Source organism: Nitrospirota bacterium (assembly GCA_037386965.1).
Taxonomy (GTDB): domain Bacteria; phylum Nitrospirota; class Thermodesulfovibrionia; order Thermodesulfovibrionales; family JdFR-86; genus JARRLN01.
This window is the reverse complement of the sequence record JARRLN010000011.1, coordinates 24804-44719: the sequence shown is the minus strand read 5'-3', so window position 1 is coordinate 44719 and position 19916 is coordinate 24804. Positions and strand designations below refer to the sequence as shown.

General features: G+C 64.6%; 18 protein-coding genes. 16 read left to right on the top strand and 2 right to left on the bottom strand.

Annotated features, from left to right (window positions below):
* The first annotated feature begins 9 nt into the window (after positions 1 to 9).
* From P8Y39_02965 to P8Y39_02945, 5 genes are all read left to right on the top strand, one after another.
* The gene (locus tag P8Y39_02965; protein MEJ2191297.1) at positions 10 to 822 is read left to right on the top strand and encodes a carbon-nitrogen hydrolase family protein; all 813 of its coding nucleotides are present in this window, start codon (positions 10 to 12) and stop codon (positions 820 to 822) included.
* A 38-nt stretch (positions 823 to 860) separates the two neighbouring features.
* Entirely contained in the window at positions 861 to 1994 is a 1134-nt protein-coding gene (locus P8Y39_02960) for an aminopeptidase (GenBank protein ID MEJ2191296.1), read from the top strand.
* A 48-nt stretch (positions 1995 to 2042) separates the two neighbouring features.
* Complete coding sequence (gene cutA / locus P8Y39_02955; GenBank protein ID MEJ2191295.1) at positions 2043 to 2360, top strand: divalent-cation tolerance protein CutA; 318 nt, start codon at positions 2043 to 2045, stop codon at positions 2358 to 2360.
* A gap of 92 nt (positions 2361 to 2452) precedes the next feature.
* The gene (locus P8Y39_02950; protein ID MEJ2191294.1) at positions 2453 to 3868 is read left to right on the top strand and encodes a PAS domain S-box protein; all 1416 of its coding nucleotides are present in this window, start codon (positions 2453 to 2455) and stop codon (positions 3866 to 3868) included.
* 205 nt (positions 3869 to 4073) lie between these two features.
* Positions 4074 to 5717, top strand: coding sequence for a histidine kinase dimerization/phosphoacceptor domain -containing protein (locus P8Y39_02945; GenBank protein ID MEJ2191293.1), 1644 nt, complete (start codon positions 4074 to 4076; stop codon positions 5715 to 5717).
* Here P8Y39_02945 and bioF read toward each other — a convergent pair.
* The gene (gene bioF / locus P8Y39_02940; protein MEJ2191292.1) at positions 5712 to 6860 is read right to left on the bottom strand and encodes an 8-amino-7-oxononanoate synthase; all 1149 of its coding nucleotides are present in this window, start codon (positions 6858 to 6860) and stop codon (positions 5712 to 5714) included. The genes P8Y39_02945 and bioF overlap by 6 nt on opposite strands.
* 139 nt (positions 6861 to 6999) lie before the next feature.
* Between bioF and P8Y39_02935 the strand changes: the two genes are divergently transcribed.
* From P8Y39_02935 to rpsU, 8 genes are all read left to right on the top strand, one after another.
* Complete coding sequence (locus P8Y39_02935) at positions 7000 to 7419, top strand: ATP synthase F0 subunit B (protein MEJ2191291.1); 420 nt, start codon at positions 7000 to 7002, stop codon at positions 7417 to 7419.
* On the top strand, positions 7416 to 8015 hold the full coding sequence (atpF, locus tag P8Y39_02930; protein MEJ2191290.1) for a F0F1 ATP synthase subunit B: 600 nt from the start codon (positions 7416 to 7418) through the stop codon (positions 8013 to 8015). The genes P8Y39_02935 and atpF overlap by 4 nt, the downstream gene beginning before the upstream one ends.
* Positions 8012 to 8548 carry an ATP synthase F1 subunit delta gene (gene atpH, locus P8Y39_02925; protein ID MEJ2191289.1) on the top strand — a complete coding sequence of 179 codons (537 nt, stop codon included), beginning with the start codon at positions 8012 to 8014 and terminating at the stop codon, positions 8546 to 8548. The genes atpF and atpH overlap by 4 nt, the downstream gene beginning before the upstream one ends.
* A 4-nt stretch (positions 8549 to 8552) precedes the next feature.
* Positions 8553 to 10061 (top strand): F0F1 ATP synthase subunit alpha, encoded by a 1509-nt coding sequence (gene atpA, locus P8Y39_02920; protein MEJ2191288.1) that lies wholly within the window; start codon positions 8553 to 8555, stop codon positions 10059 to 10061.
* Between the two features lie 9 nt (positions 10062 to 10070).
* Complete coding sequence (atpG, locus tag P8Y39_02915; GenBank protein ID MEJ2191287.1) at positions 10071 to 10976, top strand: ATP synthase F1 subunit gamma; 906 nt, start codon at positions 10071 to 10073, stop codon at positions 10974 to 10976.
* Positions 10977 to 11018: 42 nt separating this feature from the next.
* The gene (atpD, locus tag P8Y39_02910; GenBank protein MEJ2191286.1) at positions 11019 to 12440 is read left to right on the top strand and encodes a F0F1 ATP synthase subunit beta; all 1422 of its coding nucleotides are present in this window, start codon (positions 11019 to 11021) and stop codon (positions 12438 to 12440) included.
* 3 nt (positions 12441 to 12443) lie between these two features.
* Positions 12444 to 12854, top strand: a complete 411-nt coding sequence (locus tag P8Y39_02905; GenBank protein ID MEJ2191285.1) for a F0F1 ATP synthase subunit epsilon — start codon at positions 12444 to 12446, stop codon at positions 12852 to 12854.
* Positions 12855 to 13373: 519 nt separating this feature from the next.
* A complete protein-coding gene (gene rpsU / locus P8Y39_02900; protein MEJ2191284.1) occupies positions 13374 to 13562 on the top strand; it encodes a 30S ribosomal protein S21 in 189 nt (62 codons plus the stop codon).
* 67 nt (positions 13563 to 13629) lie between these two features.
* Here the strand turns inward: rpsU and P8Y39_02895 are convergent, their stop codons facing one another.
* Positions 13630 to 14388, bottom strand: a complete 759-nt coding sequence (locus tag P8Y39_02895; protein MEJ2191283.1) for a nitrilase-related carbon-nitrogen hydrolase — start codon at positions 14386 to 14388, stop codon at positions 13630 to 13632.
* A 215-nt stretch (positions 14389 to 14603) separates the two neighbouring features.
* Here P8Y39_02895 and P8Y39_02890 point away from each other — a divergent pair, with 215 nt between their 5' ends.
* The 3 genes from P8Y39_02890 (at position 14604) to P8Y39_02880 (ending at position 19479) form a co-directional block, all read left to right on the top strand.
* Complete coding sequence (locus P8Y39_02890) at positions 14604 to 15464, top strand: ChaN family lipoprotein (protein MEJ2191282.1); 861 nt, start codon at positions 14604 to 14606, stop codon at positions 15462 to 15464.
* Positions 15465 to 15637: 173 nt separating this feature from the next.
* Complete coding sequence (gene aroF / locus P8Y39_02885; protein ID MEJ2191281.1) at positions 15638 to 16654, top strand: 3-deoxy-7-phosphoheptulonate synthase; 1017 nt, start codon at positions 15638 to 15640, stop codon at positions 16652 to 16654.
* Positions 16655 to 17001: 347 nt separating this feature from the next.
* Positions 17002 to 19479: a plasma-membrane proton-efflux P-type ATPase gene (locus P8Y39_02880; GenBank protein ID MEJ2191280.1), complete on the top strand. Its 2478-nt coding sequence runs from the start codon at positions 17002 to 17004 to the stop codon at positions 19477 to 19479.
* Positions 19480 to 19916 lie beyond the last annotated feature (437 nt).

Here is a 19916-nt window from a genome sequence, read left to right as displayed (position 1 = left end):
AGGCGGCCCGTGAAGCTCACGGTCGCCCTGGTGCAGACGAGCTACAACTCCGCGGATCTGGCCGGCCACGTGGCCCGCCTCAAGGACGTGGTCAGGGAGAACCGCGAGTGCGACCTGATTGTCTTTCCCGAGCTCATCCTGCACGGGCACCCCTCCGATGAGAGGCCCGCGGGGTTTCTCTACAGGCGGATGAAGGCCTGGCACAGCTCCGTCTCGGAGGAGTTTTACGGCTTTGTCAAAGACGTGGACGCCCGCGTCATCATCGGGGAGGTCCGGCGCAGGGGCGAGCGCTTCTATAACGTGGCCACCTATGTGGACCGCCACGGCGTGGACCGGTATGCGAAGACACACGTGCACTGGACCGAGCAGTTCGTGCCCGGCAGGCGCCTGAAGAGCTTTCAGACACCCTTCGGCAAGGTGGGAGTCAACATCTGCTTCGACGGCGCCTTCTCGGAGGTCTGGCGCGCCCTCGCCCTCACCGGCGTTCCTGTCATCGCCAACATATCGGCCGTGCCCGCCACCTTTCCGGTCCGGTACATGTGGAGGCGTCTTCGGGGGGCGGCCATCTTCAACGAGGTCTTCGTCCTGTATGCAAACCGGGCGGGAGACTTCTTCTCCGGCCACAGCGCGGTCTTCGGCCCCCGGGGGGACCTTTTGGCCAGCGCGGGCATGGAGGAGACCGTCCTTCGCGTGAGGCTCGACCTGGAGGAGGTCACCCGGTGGAGGCGGGAGGAGACGATTTACCCCAACCGGCGGCCCCTTCTGTACAGGGAGATAGTGCGCCGCCGGCCGCCGACCCCTTCCCCTCCCGAAATGGGGTAAACTACCCGTATCCGGAAAGCCTTCACGGGGAGGAGGCGGTGCCTCGGGACGATGCCTTGCACGCAATATTCGGCGTAAACCTCGCTCTCAGGCGGGCGGAGCGCGTCCTGGTCTTCACGGACCTTCCCTCCCCGGAGGAAAACCTCGAGGAAAAGGAGCGGGAGCAAAGGCGGCGCCTTCCGGCCCTGGCCCGGCGCCTTGCCCGGGTGGGCAGGGAGGACTTCGGGGCCCAGGTGCGGTACGTCGAGTTCGGGGCCACCGGAAGCCACGGGGCCGAGCCCCCCTCGGAGCTCTGGCGGGCCGCCTTCGGCGACAGGGCGGTGGATGCGCTCCGGGACGCCGGCCTTCTGGCTCCGCTCATCGCCAAGACCCTCCCGGAGGAGGGCCTGGCCCGGGCGGAGGAGATATTGCTTTCCGCCCGGGGGGAGGCCGTCCAGGCCGTGGCCGCCCTTTCGCACTACTCCACCAGCCACACGGCCTTCCGGCGCTTTCTCACCCGCCTTGCAGGGGCCCGGTTTGCGAGCATGCCGCTTTTCGACGAAGAAATGCTTTCGGGCCCCATGCTGGTGGACTGGCAGGCCATGGCCCGAAGGACCCGTGCGGTGGCGGCCCTCCTGGGGGCGGCCCGCCAGGTGCAGGTAACGACGCCGGAAGGCACCTCGCTGACCTTCTCCACCGGCGGCCGTGAGGGCGAGGCCGATACGGGGCTTCTCTCGGAGCCCGGCTCCTTCGGAAACCTTCCGGCCGGGGAGGCCTACCTCGCTCCCCTGGAAGGAACGGCCCGGGGCAGGCTCGTCCTCCTCTGGGCGCCCACGCGGAAACTTGCCTCCCCGGTCACCCTCCAGGTGGAGGGCGGACGGGTGAGGCACATAGAGGGCCGGGAGGAGTTCGCCTCCACCCTGGCTGGGCGGCTCTCGGAGAGAGAGGAGAACGCCAACGTCGCCGAGTTCGGCGTGGGCACCAACGACAGGGCCTCCCGGGCGGACAACATTCTGGAGTCGGAGAAGATACTGGGCACCGTGCACGTGGCCCTCGGGGACAACAGCGCCTTCGGCGGCAGGGTGAAAACGCCCTTTCACCAGGACTTCGTCTTCTTCGGCCCCACGGTGGTCCTGACCCTCGGGACGGGGGAGCGGCGAAGCCTTCTCCGGGAAGGCACCCTCGCCCTTTAGGGCATCGGTCGAGGCCTCTGTAGAAACGGGCAAGGAAAGGAGGTCGTCATGCAATCCCTTGTGGTCCTGGTCACCACTGCGAGCGAGGAGGAAGCAGCCCGCATCGGCCGGGCCCTGGTAGAGGAGAAGCTGGCCGCCTGCGTGAACATCCTGGGCAATGTCCGCTCGATATTCACCTGGGAGGGCGAGGTGCAGAGCGAGGCGGAAGCGCTCATGGTGGTCAAGACCGGCGAGCACCTCTTCGAGGCGCTGGCAGACAGGGTGCGGGAGCTTCACAGCTACGCGGTCCCCGAGGTCATCGCCCTGCCCATACGGCTGGGCTTGCGGGAATATCTCAAGTGGATGAAGGAGGTGACCCGGCCGTGAGCCGCATTTTATTGTATTTCCAAAATTGAAAATATTAATTTATAATATCTCCCGAAAGTCGATACCGGGGAGAGACGAAGGGGGGGAGGAAGATTTCAGGGGCACCGGGGGATGAAAAGGGCCCGGAAGCGCCTTTTCCGCAAGGCGAGGCGCACTTCAGAGCGGTTTTCGAGAACCTGCCCGCCGGAATGGGCATCGTGGACCTCACGGGGAAGCTCATCCAATGCAACCCCGCTCTTGAGGGCATCCTGGGCTATAGTGCGTCGGAACTGGAGGGCATGAGCTTCCTGGCCTTCACGCATCCGGAGGACAGGGAGAAGGACATGGCTTTCTTCCAGGACCTGGCCGCCGGCAAACTTTCGAGCTACCGCAGGGAGAAGCGGTGCGTCAGGAAAGACGGCTCCCTGCTCTGGGGCAACCTCTCGGTCTGTCTCATCACCGGAGAGGCGGGGAAGCCCCTTTTCGCCGTGGGCCTGCTCGAGGACATAACGGAGCGCAAGCGCGCGGAGGAAGCCCTCAAGCTCTTCTCCGCCGCGGTGGAGGAGGCCCCCGACGGCATCCAGCTCGTGGACCTGGACGGGCGCATTCTCTACTCGAACAAGGCGGTCCAGGACATCTACGGCTTTCCCCCGGAGGAGCTCGTGGGAATGCCGGTGGGCCGGATGAACGCCGACCCCTCCTTTGCCGAGCGGGTCATCCTGCCCGCGCTGCTCGAGAAGGGGCGCTGGGAGGGGGAGGTGATGGTGCGGCACTGCCGGGGACGGGATTTTCCCATCTGGCTCAGCACCTCAATTGTCGCCGACGTCCTGGGGGAGCCCATGGCCATGGTGGGGGTCATCCGGGACGTCACCGAAAGGCGGCGGATGGAGGAGCAGCTTCGCCAGAGCATCAGGGAGAAGGAGACCCTTATCAAGGAGATACACCACCGGGTGAAGAACAACCTCTCGGTGGTCTCGAGCCTCCTGAGGCTTCAGTCCGGCCGGAGCAAGGACCGCGAGACCCGGGACCTTTTTGAGGAGAGCAGAAACCGCGTCCTTTCCATGTCCCTCATACACGAGAAGCTCTACCGCTCGGAGGACCCGGTGCGGGTGGACGTGCGGGACTACATCGGCAGCCTGGCCCGGGAGCTCTTCGAGTCGTACCGCACCTCGGAGGTCGCCCTGGAGATAAACGTGCCGGAGGACGTCTTCCTCGACATCGACACCATGATTCCCTGCGGCCTCATCCTCAACGAGCTTCTGGGCAACGCCCTCAAGCACGCTTTCCCCGGTGGGCGCCGGGGGCGCGTCTCGGTGGGGTTTGCCCGTGTGGAGGGGGGGCGGCTCACGCTTTCCGTCCGGGACGACGGCGTGGGGATGCCCCAGGGCTTCGCCCCCGGGGAGACCGGCACCCTGGGGATGGAGCTCGTCTCCTCGCTGCTTGAGCAGTTGGACGGCGCCATGGACATCCGCTCCGGCCAGGGCACGGAAGTGAGGATAACCTTCGCCGAGGGGCGGCCGGACCGGTAAGGGGCCTTCTCTTCCTTGTCTTCGCCCTCCGGCGCATCCCGGGGGGAAAAGACCTGCCTTCTCCTCGGGCTTTTTCGTGCCGGGGAAATGAACTATAATATGCGCATGTCCGCTTCCCGTGGCATCGTGCGCGCGGGAGGCGGCCCGGGGGTTGGGTTTTCGCGTTCGTACGGCGGTTTTCCTCATCGAAGGAGCTCAAGCGCCCATGACCAATGAACAGTTCCTGACACAGCTCATCCGTCTCAGGCGGCGGGTGCGGGACCTGGAGGAGAGGGCCCTCGGTGCGGGGCCACCCCCCGGCGGACCGGAGACCCGCGCCCCGTCCGCCGCAGCCGGTCCCCTTTTTGAGCATGCCATCAACGGCATCGCCACGTTTCAGGTCCTCGAAGACGAGAGGGGCCGCCCCCGGGACTTTGTCTTTCTGGACGTAAACCCCGCCTTCGAGAGCCTAACGGGCCTTTCCCCCGACAGGGTGCGGGGCAGGAGCGCTCCGGAGATGCTGCCCCCGGTGCGGGGCCTGGAGGGGGGCTGGAGGAACTTCCTGGCCGATGCGTCCCGCTCGGCGGAGCCCCTGCAGGTGGAACTCTACTGCGAGAGCTTCCGGGGGTGGCTCTCCGTCTCCGCCCGCCGCTTGCGCCAGGGCTCCCTGGTGGCGAGCTTCTCCGACATAACCGAGCGGGTCACGGCCGAGGAGGCCCTCCGGGAAAGCGAGGAGAGGTTCCGGAGCATCTATGACCAGTCGCCCCTGGGGGTGGAGCTGTATGACCGGGAGGGCTGGCTTCTCTATGCCAACAGGGCGAGCCTGGACATCTTCGGCGTCCGGGAGCCCTTCGAGATGAGGCGGGTCAAGCTCTTCGACGACCCGCACATCCCGGCAAAGGCAAAGGGCAAGCTCCTGGAGGGCAAGAAGGTCTCCTTCACCGTCCCCTTCGACCTGGAAAGGGAGAAGAAGGAGCGCCAGGTCCGGAGCCGGAAGTCCGGGGTCCTTTACGTGGAGATGCACATTGCCCCGCTGGGGCCGGACCTGCGGGACTATGGGTATCTGATGCAGCTTCAGGACGTCACCGCGCGCAAGCTCAAGGAGGAAGAGCAGGCCCGGGCCCGGGACGAGCTGGAGCGTATCGTGGGCGAACGCACCCGGGAGCTGAGCGAGGCGAACAAGAGGCTCCGGGCCGAGATGAGCGGACGGGAGCAGGTGGAGGCACGCCTGCGCGAATCGGTCAGAGAAAAGGAAATCCTTCTCAAGGAGGTCTACCACCGGGTCAAGAACAACCTGCTGATGATATCCAGCCTCCTGAGGCTCCAGTCCGCGCAGCTGAAGGACCGGGAGGCCCGGGACCTCTTCAGGGAGAGCCGCGACAGGGTGCGCTCCATGAGCCTCATCCATGAGAAGCTTTATCAGTCCGCGGACATGGCCAGCATCGACCTCAGGGACTACATCCGCAACCTGGCCGTCTACCTCTTCCGCTCCTACAGCACCGACGCCTCCAACGTCAACCTCGTCATCGACGTGCCTCCCGTCTCCCTGGACGTCGACACCATCATCCCCTGCGGCCTTATCCTGAACGAGCTCATCAGCAACGCCCTGAAGCACGCCTTTCCCGAAGGCAGGACCGGGGAGGTGCGCATCAGTCTCCGGCAGGAGGACGAAAACAGCTACGAGCTTCTCGTCCGGGACACCGGGGCGGGCCTTCCCGCGGGCCTTGACGTCCGCCGCACCGAGACCCTGGGGATGCAGCTCGTCTGCTCCCTGGCGGAGCAGCTCGGCGGGAGGCTTGAGGTGCAAAGCGACGGGGGGACGTCCTTCAGGATAACCTTCCGGGAGAAGGCCTCACCGGCCTCCTCATAGGGAGGCCAGCACGTCCTTGAGCGCCCGGAGGAGCCTGTCCACGTCCTCTTCGCCGTGGGCGGCGGTCACGCTCAGGCGTATCCGGGGCGTGGGTACGGTGGGCGGGCGGATGGCCGGTGCGTAGATGCCCCGCTCGCGAAGGCCCCGGGCCACGCGGAGCGTGCGCTCCACGTCTCCGGGGAAAACCGGGAGAATGGGCGTTTCGGAGCGGCCTGTGTCGAGGCCCAGCTCGCCGAGCCCCCGGTGCAGGAGCTCCCTGTTTCTCCAGAGCCTCTCGACCTCCGGCACGGGCTCGCGGGAGACGATGCGCACGGCCTCCAGCGAGGCCGCGACCACCGCGGGGGGAAGGGCCGTGGAGTAGACGAAGCTTCGCGCCGCCTGCACGAGCCACTCTATGGCGGCCCCCTCCGCCGCAGCGAAGGCGCCGTAGGAGCCCAGGGCCTTGGAGAAGGTCCCCATCTGAATGACGCGTCCCCCGGGGGCAAGGCCCGCGTGGCTGAGCGCCCCCCTGCCGCCGCCCAGCACCCCGGTGCCGTGGGCGTCGTCGAGGTAAAGGAGGGCGTCGTAGCGCTCGCAAAGCGACAGGATGTCCCGGAGGGGGGCGACCGTGCCGTCCATGCTGAAGACCGTGTCGGTGGCCACTATCCGCTTTCCCGAGACGGCGACCTTTCCCAGGAGCTTTTCCAGGTGCTCCATGCTCCGGTGTCGGTAGCGGTAGGTCATGGCCCGGGCCAGGCGGGTGCCGTCGACGATGCTGGCGTGGTTGAGCTCGTCGGAGAGAATGACGTCTCCCCGGCCGGCCAGGGCCGGCAGGATGCCCGTGTTTGCCTGGAAGCCCGAGCCCAGAAGGAGGGCGTCCGGGGCGCCCTTCAGGGCGGCGGCGGCCGTCTCCAGCTCTCTTTGAAGGGTGCTGCCCCCGCCCAGAAGCCGGGCCGCCCCGCCCCCGGTGCCCTCCCTTTGGAGGGCACGGCGCGCCGCCTCCTTCAGGCGGGGGTCCGCGGCCAGGCCCAGGTAGTCGTTGGAGGCGAAGTTCAGAAGCTCCCTGCCTTCCATCCGCAGGTGGCGCGCCTGGGGGCCTTCGCGGTCGTTCCTTTCCCGCAGAAGCCCCGCCGCCTTGAGCCTGATGAGCCGTTCCTGGAACACGGACTATTTTATCATTAATTCTTATCAGCTTATAAATGCGGCCCAAGGTTCTTGACTCCGATTCGCACCATATGATAATCTCACAAAGTTTTCATTTCCATTCGCAGGCTTTTCACTTTCAATTAAGGGGAATGCGCAAGTGCTGGAACTGAACTATTGGTTTTTTGTCCTCGTGGCGAACTTCCTCGTCCTGACGTACATCCTGAACCGCATACTTTTCGCTCCTCTGCTCAAGCTGTTTCGGGAAAGGGAGGAGGCCATATCCGGCAGGCTCATGGCGGCGCGGGGCATGACCGAGGACCGGGAGGCCAGGCTGGAGGAGCTCAAGCGCGAGATGGCCGCCGCCTCGGCGCGGGCGCGGGATGCCTTCGATGCCCTGAAGCAGGAGGGGCTGGAGAGGCAGAGGGAGCTTCTGAAGAAGACGGGGGATGAGGCTTCCGCCCTGGTGGAGAAGGCGCGGGAGGAAATCAGGGCCGAGTCCGACCGGGCCCGCCAGTCCCTCAGGAAGGACGTGGAGACCTTCTCCGAGGACATCGTAAGCAAGCTTATAGGGGTATGACGAGCATGAAGGAGCTGGCAAAGAGATACCTGCCCCTGGTCCCGGGCGCTCTTTTCCTTTGCGCCCTGCTGGCCGGGCCCGTTTTCGGGGCCCCCGAGGGGGGCGGGGAGGAGCACGGCTCCGTCCTTCTGGGCTTCCTGTGGCAGCTGATAAATTTCGCCATCCTGGCGGCCGCCCTCATCTATTTCGGAAGAAAGCCCGTCAGAGACTTTTTCCGCACCCGGAGCGAAACCATCAAGAAGAGCCTCGACGAGGCACGGGAGGCCAAGGAGCTGGCCCAGAAGGCCCTCGACGAGGTGGAGCAGCGCCTGAGGGAGAAGGACAAGGAGGCCGAGGAAATGATGCGGCTCTCCACGGAGAGAGGCGGACGGGAGCGCGACCGCCTTCACGAGGAGGGCGAGCGCCTCAGCCAGAAGATTCTGGAGCAGGCCAGGGTGAACATAGACTTCGAGCTGAACCAGGCCCGCGCGGCCATCAAGGCCGAGGCCGTGGAGCTGGCCATGGAGCTGGCCGAAAAGAGGCTGGAAGGCAAGATAACCAAGGACGAGCAGGAGCGCCTCCTGGAAGAGGCCCTCGGGAAGATAGAGAAGGAATGAAGAACAACCGGAACGCAAAACGCTACGCGCGGATGTTCCTCGGGGCCGTGGGAGAGGACGCCCCCGGAGCCCTGGAGGAGCTGGCCCTGGTGGACGCCCTCCTGGGGCGGAGCGAGGACTTCAAGAACTTCCTCCTGAACCCCGTGTTCACCGACGAGGAGCACCAGAAGGGCCTGGAGGCGGTGGGCTCCCGGGCGGCCCTGTCTCCGACGACGGTGAAGTTTCTGACGTTTCTCTCCGAGGAGGCTGCGGCGGGGGCCATTCCGGAGATACTGAGGCACGCCGTGGCCCTCTATGCCGAGAGGCGCGGCCTGGCCAAGGCCACGGTGGTTACGCCCATGCCCCTGAACGGCTCTTACGCGGCCAGGCTCAAGGAGGCCCTGAAGAGGGTCTCCGCCAGGGAAGTGACCGTGGAGTTTCAGACCGACCCTTCCCTTCTGGGGGGCGTGCTTGTAAAGATGGGCAGCACCATGTTCGACGGGAGCATCAGAGGACAGCTGCGGCTCCTCAAAGATGAGCTGATAAAGGGGTGAGACAATGGAAATCAAGGTCGACGAAATAAGCGAGCTCTTGCGCAAGCAGATAACCGCCTTCGAAAAGAAGGTCGACGTCAGCGAGGTGGGCACGGTGGTCTCCGTGGGCGACGGCATTGCCCGCCTGTACGGGCTGGACAACTGCATGGCCGGCGAGCTCCTGGAGTTTCCCAACAACGTCTTCGGCATGGCCCTGAACCTCGAGGAGGACGCCGTGGGCGCGGTCCTCTTCGGTTCGGACGCCTTCGTCAAGGAAGGCGACGTGGTCAAGCGCACGGGGACCATCATGTCGGTGCCGGTGGGCGAGGCTCTCCTGGGGCGCACGGTCAACGCCATCGGACAGCCCATCGACGGCAGGGGCTCCATGGAGACGGGCGAGAGCAGGTTCGTCGACGTGGTGGCCCCGGGCATCATCGAGCGGCAGCCGGTGCGCGAGCCGCTTCAGACCGGGCTGAAGGCCATCGACTCCATGATTCCCATCGGCCGCGGCCAGCGGGAGCTCATCATTGGCGACCGGCAGACCGGCAAGACGGCCATCGCCCTGGACGCCATCATCAACCAGAAGAACTCCGGCGTCGTCTGCATTTACGTGGCCGTGGGGCAGAAGCGCTCGAGCATCGTCAACACCGTGAAAATCCTGGAGGAAAACGGGGCCATGGAGCACACCATCGTGGTTTCGGCCACGGCGAGCGAGCCGGCCCCGCTTCAGTACATCGCTCCGTACACGGGGTGCGCCATCGGCGAGTACTTCAGGGACAAGGGGGGCCACGCCCTCATCATCTACGACGACCTGAGCAAGCAGGCCACGGCCTACCGGCAGCTTTCCCTGCTTCTGAGGCGCCCGCCGGGGCGGGAGGCCTACCCCGGGGACGTCTTCTACCTGCACTCCAGGCTGCTTGAGCGGGCGGCCAAGCTCTCCGACGAGAAGGGAGGGGGCTCCCTGACCGCCCTGCCCATCATCGAGACCCAGGCCGGCGACGTCTCGGGCTACATTCCCACCAACGTCATCTCCATCACGGACGGCCAGATATACCTGGAGCCGGAGCTTTTCTACGCCGGCGTCAGGCCGGCCGTCAACGTGGGCCTTTCGGTCAGCCGCGTGGGCGGCGCGGCCCAGACCAAGGGGATGAAGCAGGTGGCCGGCACCCTGAGGCTCGACCTGGCCCAGTACCGGGAGCTTGCGGCCTTTGCCCAGTTCGGCTCCGACCTGGACAAGTCCACGCTGGCCCAGATAGAAAGAGGCAAGCGCATGGTGGAGCTCCTGAAGCAGGACCAGTATGAGCCCCTTGCCGTGGAGGAGCAGGTCATCACGCTGTTTGCGGCCACCCAGGGCTACCTGGACGACCTGCCGGTGGAGGCCGTGCGGAAGTTCGAGGCCGAGCTGCTTCAGTACATCCGGGACGCCGGGCGGGAGGCGGCCGCGGAGGTCCGGGAGAAGGGCGCCCTCGACGAGGACCTCAAGGGCAAGCTCCGCGGTGTCCTGGACGACTTCAAGAAGGGATTTCAGCCCTAGCAGGGGACCATGGCAACGCTGAGAGACATACAGCGGCGCATCCGGGCCGTCAAGAGCACCCGGCAGATTACCCGGGCCATGAAGATGGTCTCGGCGGCCAAGCTCCGCCGGGCCCAGGGCCGGATGCTGGAGCTGAGGCCCTACGCCGACAAGATGCAGTCCGTCATAGAGGGCCTGGCGGCGCGCACGAAGGAGGAGGCCCATCCCCTTCTGGCCGTGCGGCCCCGGCACAACGTCGAGGTTCTGGTCATCACCTCGGACAGGGGGCTCTGCGGGGCCTTCAACACCAACATCCTCCGCTCGGCCTCCGCGCTGATGGCCGAGCTGGGCAAGGAAGAGGTGAACTCCGTTTCCGGCGGGCCGGTGGATGCGGGTGTTAGCGTCGTGGGCAAGAAGGCGCGGGATTATTACAGGCGCAGAAGAATCGAGGTCAGCAACACCTGGGTCGGCCTCTCGGGGAAGATATCCTTCCGTGAGGCCCAGCAGATAGCCGCCGGCATGACTTCCCGCTTCATCGAGGGCGACCTGGACGAGGTCTACATGGTCTATAACGAGTTCGTCAACGTCATCCGGCAGCAGGTGCGGGCCGTAAAACTCCTGCCCATGGCGGCGGGGGAGGAGGCGGCCGGGGGGGCCGAGGCGGGCCCCGCGGCGGGGTACATCTACGAGCCTTCCGAGGAGCTGCTCCTGGACGCCCTGCTGCCCAAGAACGTGGAGGTCCAGGTGTACCGGGCGCTCCTGGAGTCGCAGGCCTCGGAGGAGGCCGCGCGGATGTCTGCCATGGAAAACGCCACCAAGAGCGCCAACGAAATGATAGAGAAGCTCACCTTGCAGTACAACAAGGCGCGCCAGGCGACCATCACGGCGGAGCTCATGGACATCGTGGGCGGGGTGGAGGCCCTGAAGGCCTCGTAGCCCCCGCCCTGGGGATAGAGAACAGAAATGGAGGGAGAAGGGATGCAGGAGAACGTCGGAAAAGTCGACCAGGTCATCGGCGCGGTCGTGGACCTGGAGTTCGAAGATAAAATGCCCGAGATCTTGAACGCCGTCAAGATCGAGCAGGCCCCCGACCCCGAAAAGGGCACCCCGGGCTTCAACCTTACCCTGGAGGTGGCCGCCCACCTGGGCGAGAACAAGGTTCGCACCATCGCCATGGGGGGCACCGACGGCCTGGTCCGGGGCACGCCGGCGCTGGACACCGGGCAGCCCATCAGCATCCCGGTGGGCGAAGGCACCCTGGGGAGAATCATCAACGTGGTCGGCGAGCCCCAGGACCAGCTGGGCCCGGTCAAGTGCGAGAAGCGCAGCCCCATCCACAAGGAGGCCCCGGAGTTCGTGGAGCAGAACCCCTCCACGGAGGTCTTCGAGACGGGCGTGAAGGTGTTCGACCTGCTGGTCCCCTTCGTCCGCGGCGGAAAGATGGGCATGTTCGGCGGCGCCGGGGTGGGCAAGACCGTCATCATCATGGAGATGATCCACAACATCGCCATGAAGCACGGCGGCGTCTCCTGCTTCGCTGGCGTCGGGGAGCGCACGCGCGAGGGCAACGACCTGTACCGCGAGATGAAGGAGTCGGGCGTTCTGGACAAGGTCGCCCTGGTCTACGGGCAGATGAACGAGCCCCCGGGGGCTCGGTTGAGGGTGGCCCTGAGCGCCATCACCACGGCCGAGTACTTCCGGGACGAGGGGCAGGACGTCCTGATATTCATCGACAACATTTTCCGCTATACCCTGGCGGGCTCCGAAGTCTCGGCCCTCCTGGGACGGATGCCCTCGGCGGTGGGCTACCAGCCCAACCTGGGGACCGACATGGGGGTGCTTCAGGAGCGCATCACCACCACGAAGAAGGGCTCCATCACCTCCATGCAGGCCATCTACGTGCCGGCCGACGACCTGACGGACCCGGCGGTGGCCACCGCGTTCACCCACCTGGACGGCACCGTCGTTCTCTCGCGGCAGATATCGGAGCTGGGCATCTATCCCGCCGTGGACCCGCTGGACAGCACCTCCCGCATCCTGGACCCCCGGGTCCTCGGAGAAGAGCACTACAAGGTGGCCCGGAGCGTGCAGATGATCCTTCAGCGCTACAAGGAGCTGCAGGACATCATCGCCATCCTGGGCATGGAGGAGCTGTCCGAGGACGACAAGCTCACCGTGGCCCGGGCCCGGAAGATACAGCGGTTCCTCTCTCAGCCCTTCCACGTGGCCGAGACCTTCACCGGGACCCCCGGCAAGTACGTCAAGCTGGAAGACACCATCAAGGGCTTCAATGACATTGTCGAGGGCAAGTACGACGCCATGCCCGAGCAGGCCTTCTACATGGTGGGCACCATGGAAGAGGCCGAGGAGAAGGGCCGCCAGCTGGGCTGGGAAGGATAGGGGATGGCCGAGAAGCTCAGGCTCGACATCGTCACCCCCTACGGGGCCGTCTTCAGCGACGAGGTGGACGAGGTGACGGCCACCGGAAGCGAGGGCGAGTTCGGGGTGCTGCCGGAGCACGCTCCCTTCGTCACGACCCTCAGGGCGGGCCTGTTTCAGGCGCGCAAGGACGGGCAGCCCCTGTACTTCTTCGTGGGCTGGGGCTATGCGGAGGTGGGGCCCGAGAAGACGGCCGTCCTGGCCGACAGTGCGGAGCGCGCCGAGGACATCGACGTCGAGAGGGCCATGGAGGCCAAGCGGAGGGCCGAAGACCGTCTCAAGGAGCAGGAAGACGTGGACTTCACCCGGGCGGAGGCGGCCCTGGAGAGGGCCCTGACGCGGATTCACATAGTCGAGAGAGTCGTCGGGCGGTAAAGCCTCCCCAGAGGGGGGGCGCCGTGTCCTGGTGCCCGGCAGGGTCACGCCAGGTGGTAAAGGGGGGCCGATATGGGCGCTGGGGGCATCGGCGCCGGGCGCGGATGAGGGAGCCCGGGACGGGTGAGGACATCCCCGGGCGGTTTTATGGGGCGCTGGGCCTGCGCGGAGGGTTGACAAGAATCGCTTTCATGTGACATATTTTATAGCACGGTTTTTTTAAGATGTACGTACCGGGCCGCTGAAGAGCAGATGGAATGCGGCCTTTTTTATTTCTCATCGTGCGGCCTCTGCTCCGCCTCAAGCGGCGGTCAGACGGCGGGGGGTTCGAGCCGCGGCGAAGAGGAAGGTGGTGAGACACCCGAAGTTCAAAGCTGCCGGCCTGTGGGCCGGACAGGGCCGCCGGAGGGAGATATCCCATTGCCCGAGGGGCGGGGCATGTCCGAACCGCAGGGACGCCGTGCTGCTTCCGCCGAAAGGGGTGCGGAACCACGAAGAAAAGAAGGAAGGTTGATATAATTGGAAATACGGGTCAACGACAATGATGTCGAAAAAGCCCTGAAAGTCCTCAAGAGGGAGGTCCAGAAGAACGGCCTCCTCGGGGAGCTGAAGAAGCGCCGCTACTACGAGAAGCCCTCCGAGAAGCTGCGCCGCAAGCAGAGGGAGTCCCGCAAGCGCCAGCTCAAGAGCCAGAGAAAGCGCCGCTGAGGGATGTGGTTTTTTTAAAGGCCCGCCCGCCGATCCCGGGGGCGGGCCTTTTTTGTGCTCCCAGAGCTCACCTTCTCCTGTCCCTCAGGGCGGGCAAACGCCGCCGGGCCTCCTGCACCAGCGCCGGGTCCAGCTCCGCCGGAAACACGCCCTCCCCGTCCCCCGCCACAAGCAGGGTCTCCCCTTCGGGGCCGAAGACCGCCGAGTCCCCGCAGTAGGCGATGCCGTTTCCGTCCGTCCCCACGCGGTTTACCCCCACCACGAAACACTGGTTCTCGATTGCCCTGGCCCTGAGGAGCACCAGCCAGTGCTCCCTCCGGCTGCGGGGCCAGTTGGCCAGGACGAACAGGGCGGCGGCCCGGGGGGCCACCTCCCTGAAAACCTCGGGGAACCGGAGGTCGTAGCAGATGAAAACGCTTGCCTCCATGCCCTCGATGCCGAAGAGCACCGGCCCCTCGCCGGCCTCGAAGCAACGTTCCTCCCCCGCGGGGGAGAAGGGATGCATCTTGGCGTACCGGGCAAGGAGGCCTCCCTCGGCATCCCAGACGCCGGCCAGGTTCCTGGCCCTCCCGCCCCGGGCCCGCTCGGCATAGCCCGCCACCACGGCGACCCTGCACTCGCGGGCCAGGTCGGCGAGAAAGCGCTCCGTGCCGGAGTCCTCGCGCAGGGCGTCCACGTTCATGGTAAATCCCGTGGAGAACATCTCCGGAAGAACGCACAGGCGGGCTCCTCCGGCCCCGGCCTCCGCAGCGAGGGCCCGGGCACGCTCGTGGTTGCGGGCCGGGTTCTCCCATGCCCCGTCCATCTGAAGAAGGGCTATTTTCACGAAAAATGCGCCATTCGCGGACTTCCCGCATTTTACCACAGCGAAGAAGCCGCGATACGTTTTCGGCGTTGACGTGCAGTGGACCACCTGTGTCCCCTTCCCGCCAAAACCATGAAGAGGCACACGTTTTTCCTCCGGCGCGGGAGCTGTCTGGAAAATGTGTGAGGCTCATAAGATGTGTTGAAGCGCTCCCCGTTTCGCGATACAATGGGGCCATGGCAGGAGGCTTTTTCAGGAAATCCGTCCTCCCCGTTCTGGTCCTTCTGGCCTTTGTGCTTTCGCCGGGCAGGGGGCTGGCCCACGAGCGCGTCCTGAGGACCAGCGATGGCGAGACCATCAGCCGCGAGCAGATGTACAAAGAAATCCGGGACGTGCGCCTCGTCTTCATGGGCGAGGCTCACACGTACGCGCCCCACCACAGGGCGGAGCTCGAGGTCCTGAAGGCGCTGCACGGGTCCCGGAAAGACGCCCTGGCCGCGGGCCTCGAGATGTTCAGGTCCAGGGACCAGAAAGCCCTGAACGAATGGGTGGCGGGGGAGCTTTCCGAGGAGCGTTTCAGCGCCATCTACCTGGCCAACTGGGGCTATCCGTGGCGCTTCTACCGGCAGATATTTCTCTATGCGCGCCGGGAGAAGGTCCACCTGATAGGGCTCAACGTTCCGAAGGAGATTACCGAGAAGGTCGCCCGCGACGGCTTCGATTCCCTCACCGAGGAGGACCTGAAGGGCATCCCCCCGGTGCTCACCTGTAACGTGGACAGGGAGTACATGGATTACATCCGCATGATGTACCGCATGCACGGGCCCGGGGACAAGACGTTCGTCCACTTCTGCGAGGCTCAGCTCCTCTGGGACAAGGCCATGGCGTGGCACGTCATCCAGTACCTCAAGAACAACCCCCGAAGCTCCGTGCTGGTGCTGGCCGGCTATACCCACGCCCTCAAGCAGGGCATCCCCACGCAGATGGACCGCATGGAGGGGGGCTATCCCTACGTCGTCATCCAGCCCCTCATGCCCGGCATGGACCCCGGCGAGCTCACCCACGAGAACGCGGACTACGTCCTGATAGACTACTGAGAGCGGCCTGGGCCGCCCGTTTTCGTTGACTTGCGGGGCTCCCCTGTATTAATTTATCAGTCATTCCGTGCTTCTCCCCCTCGCCTTTGCGTCTGAGGCGGGGCATCCGGCGGCCCGCGACGACCGCCGGCCGTGCGCCGGGGCGGAGGGTGCGTCCAAGAGGAGGCTCTCAGATGATCATCGTTTTGAGGAAAGGGTGCAGCAAAAAACAGATTGAAGGCATCGTGAAAAAGATAGAGGCCGTGGGGCTCACCCCTCACGTCAGCGTGGGCGTGGAGCGCACGGTCATCGGCGCCATCGGCGACGAGCGGGGCAAGGTGCAGCTTCAGAACCTCGAGGCCCTGCCCTGCGTGGAGAAGATGGTCCCCATCCTTCAGCCCTACAAGCTGGCCAGCCGGGAGTTCAAGCGCGACCGCACCGTGGTCACCGTGGGCAGGGCGGTCTTCGGCGCGGGCCACTTCGGCATCATCGCCGGGCCCTGCTCGGTGGAAAGCGAAAAGCAGATAATAAAGGCCGCCGAGGGCGTCAAGAAGGCCGGGGCCCGTATGCTCCGGGGCGGGGCCTTCAAGCCCCGCACCTCGCCCTATTCTTTCCAGGGGATGGAGGAGGAGGGCCTCAAGCTCCTGGCCAAGGCGCGCACGGAGACGGGGCTGCCCTTCGTCACGGAGGTCATCAACACCCGGAGCGCCGAGCTGGCCGCCGAGTACGCCGACATGCTCCAGATAGGGGCCAGAAACGTGCAGAACTTCTCCCTGCTGCGCACCGTGGGGAGGCTGGGCAAGCCCATCCTCCTCAAGCGGGGCATGTCCACCACCATCCAGGAGTTCCTCATGTCTGCCGAGTACGTGCTCTCGGAGGGCTGCACGGCCCTGGTGCTTTGCGAGCGGGGCATCCGCACCTTCGAGAACGCCACGCGCAACACCCTGGACATCTCCGCTGTCCCCGTCATCCAGGAGCGCTCCCACCTGCCCATCATCATCGACCCCTCCCACGCCACGGGCGTCAGGCAGTACATCCCGCCCCTGTGCTTCGCCGCCCTGGCCGCCGGGGCCGACGGCGTCATGCTGGAGGTCCATCCCGACCCCGCCCGGGCCCTCTGCGACGGGCCGCAGTCGCTGGACATCGAGGAGTTCGGGCAGGTGATGGAAAAACTCAAGACCCTGTCCCGGGCCGCCAAGGTCAAGCTCTAAGCTCCGGGCCGGACGTCCGGACGGGCTCGCCGTTCCCCCTGCGGGTCAAGGCCGCGCCGAAACCGCCGTTTCTCTCCAGTGCGGGCATGCACCCCGCCTCCCCGGTGCCCCCTGCATGAAATGCTGATATAATCAATCTAATCTTGGAGAGCAAGCGGGATTCCCGGGACAGGAAAAGGGAGAACGAAAGAGGAGGCCGCTCCGAACAAATCCCGGCTCCGGGCCCCCCGGATGGCGGCCTGCAATGGGCCACGGGTGTTAGCCGGGGCTGTACGTACCGGGCACGGGCGCCATGAAGTGACCGTCGAACTTCTCTACAATTTTTAGTTGCGGTCCCGAAGGCTTTGGTGATTGACCGGAAGGGAATGCGGATGGCCGAGGAGAAGAAGGAATACGAGCGCGAGGAGCTGGAGGGCAAACCGGTTCGGGACGTCATCGAGGAGCTGTCGACCGACCGCGAAAGCGGCCTTGCCGAATCGGAGGCCGCAAAGAGAATCGAAAGATACGGCGAGAACGCCGTCGAGGAAGAAAAGAAAAGCCCGATTCTGGATTTTTTCTCCCACTTCTGGGGACCGATACCCTGGATGATCGAGATAGCCCTCCTTCTGGCCGGTTCGGTGCGGAAGTGGGAGGAATGCGGGGTTATTCTGCTGTTGCTGCTGGTCAATGGCGGGGTCAGTTACTGGCACGAAAGCAAGGCAAGCCAGGCCATCGAAGCACTCAAGAAACAGATGGCCTTGAATGCCCGGGTTATCAGGGACGGGGGGCGGAAAACCATCCCGGCCAGGAGGCTCGTGCCGGGAGACATCGTCGTTCTGCGCATGGGAGATGTCGTCCCCGCCGACGCGAAGCTGCTGGAAAAAGAGCATCTCAGCGCCGACGAATCGACCCTCACCGGGGAGTCCCTTCCCGTGGACAAGCAGGAATCCGACGGCGTGTACTCGGGCACGACGGTCAAACAGGGCGAGGCCCGGGCCGTGGTGGTTGCCACGGGAGGCAATACCCGCTTCGCCCGCACGGTGGAGCTTGTGGCGGGGGCCCAGGGGGTGTCACACTTCCAGCGTGCCGTGCTTCGGATAGGCTACTTTCTTATGGGGTCGGCCGGGGCGCTGGTCGTTACCATCGTTTTGGTCAGCATACTGTACAGAGGCGACATGGCAATCAAGGTGATCATCTTTGCGCTGGGCCTGACTCTGGCGGGAATTCCGGTTGCCCTGCCGGCGGTGCTTTCCGTCACCATGTCCATAGGCGCCGGGCGGCTGGCGCAGTGGAAGGCTATCGTCTCGAAACTGCCCGCCATGGAAGAGATGGCGGGCTTGAAGGTGCTCTGTGCCGATAAGACGGGCACCCTTACCAAGAACAAGCTGGAGCTGCAGGACCCCGTTCTCCTGGCCGCAAAGGACAAGCACGACCTCATACTGGCGGCGGCCCTCACGGCCCGGCGCGAGGAAGACGGGGAAGACCCCATCGACGCGGCCGTGCTGAAGGGACTTGGTGATACGAAGGAACTCGATGCGTACAAAGTCGACGAATTTCGCCCGTTCGACCCCACAAGGAAAATGGCCGACGCGGACATCCAATACGAGGGCAAGAAATTCACCGTTGCCAAGGGGGCTCCGCAGGCCATATCAGAACTCGTCGGCCCCGAGGGGAAAGGAGCTGGAGACGTCGAGGCCAGGGTTGACGAGCTCGGGCGCGAGGGTTTCCGCGCTTTGGGCGTAGCCAGGAAAGACGAAGGCGGCGAGTGGCAGTACCTGGGGCTCCTGCCCCTCCTGGACCCTCCGCGCGAGGACTCGGCGGAGGTTGTGAAAGCGGCAAAGGAGCATGGAATAGATATACGGATGGTAACCGGGGACCATCTGGCCATAGCCAGACAGGTGGCCAAACAGGTTGATTTGGGCCGGGACATAAAGGTTGCCGCCGACGTCTTCGGCAAGGGCAAGGAGGACGAATCGCAGATGGCCCGGCGGGTGACCGAGAGCGACGGCTTTGCCGAAGTAACCCCGGAGCACAAGTTCAATATCATCAAGGCCTTCCAGTCCGGGGATACCATCATAGGGATGACCGGCGACGGGGTAAACGATGCCCCCGCCCTGAAGCAGGCCGACGTGGGCATCGCGGTGCCGGAAGCCGCCGACGCGGCGCGTGCGGCTGCCGCGCTCGTTCTGACGGCGCCCGGATTGGGGGTGATTATCAGGGCGGTCGAGGAAGCCCGCCGCATCTTCGAGCGGATGATGAGCTACGCCACGTACCGCATTACCGAGACCATCCGCCTGCTGCTGTTCATCGCCATTTCGGTTCTGGTATTCAATTTTTATCCGGTCAGCGCGATAATGATCATACTCCTTGCGATATTGAACGATTTGCCGATAATCGCCATTGCATGGGACAACGTGCGGACGCCGCCCCGCCCGGTGCGCTGGGACATGCCCAGGGTCCTTTCGATGGCAAGCATGCTGGGCCTGGCCGGCGTAGTCTCTTCTTTCCTTTTCTTTTACTACCTGCGGACGTACACGGATTTTCCCCCCGAGGTAATCCAGACGATGGTGTTCCTGAAGCTGCTTGTCGCCGGCCACATGACCATATTCCTCACGCGCACCCGTGCCGCCTTGTGGGAGAGGCCGCTGCCGAGCCTTGGCCTGCTCATACCTCTGGAACTCACGCAGATAGCCGGTACCTTGATAGCGGTGTACGGCTTTCTCGTTACCCCCGTCGGCTGGCGTAACGCGGGCATCGTATGGGCGTATGCCCTTGTATGGCTTTTCATCCTGAACGGGGTAAAGATGCTTACCCACAAGGTGCAAATGAAAGTGAAAGCGCGGTGAGAAGGTGTGTGGATACGGATGTCTCGGGACCCTGGCCCGGGCCGCCAAGGTCAAGCTCTAAGCGGCCGGACGTCCGGTTTGGAACATCGGAGGCTGCGCCAAACCGCCTTTTCTTTTCAGCGCTCCACAGAAGGGAAGAGCGATTTGAGGACTGCGGCGGAGCACCCGGCGCGAGGCAACCGCCGCTACGGCATAACTGTACAGAATAGAAATTGAAATACACAATGAAGTGGTCTGAATAACTCTCTCAAAAATCCAAACGCCGCTTTTCTGGGCCGAATCCTCTTGCTTCTTATTTGACGGTTCTTGACTTTTACAATCGATTCTTCCGCTCTCCTGTGACTCGAATTACATATTTACAGTTGCGTAATAGAACATATTATGCTAATAAAACATGAAAGGTCCTTCTCATCATGGTCTTCAGTTTTATGGTCATC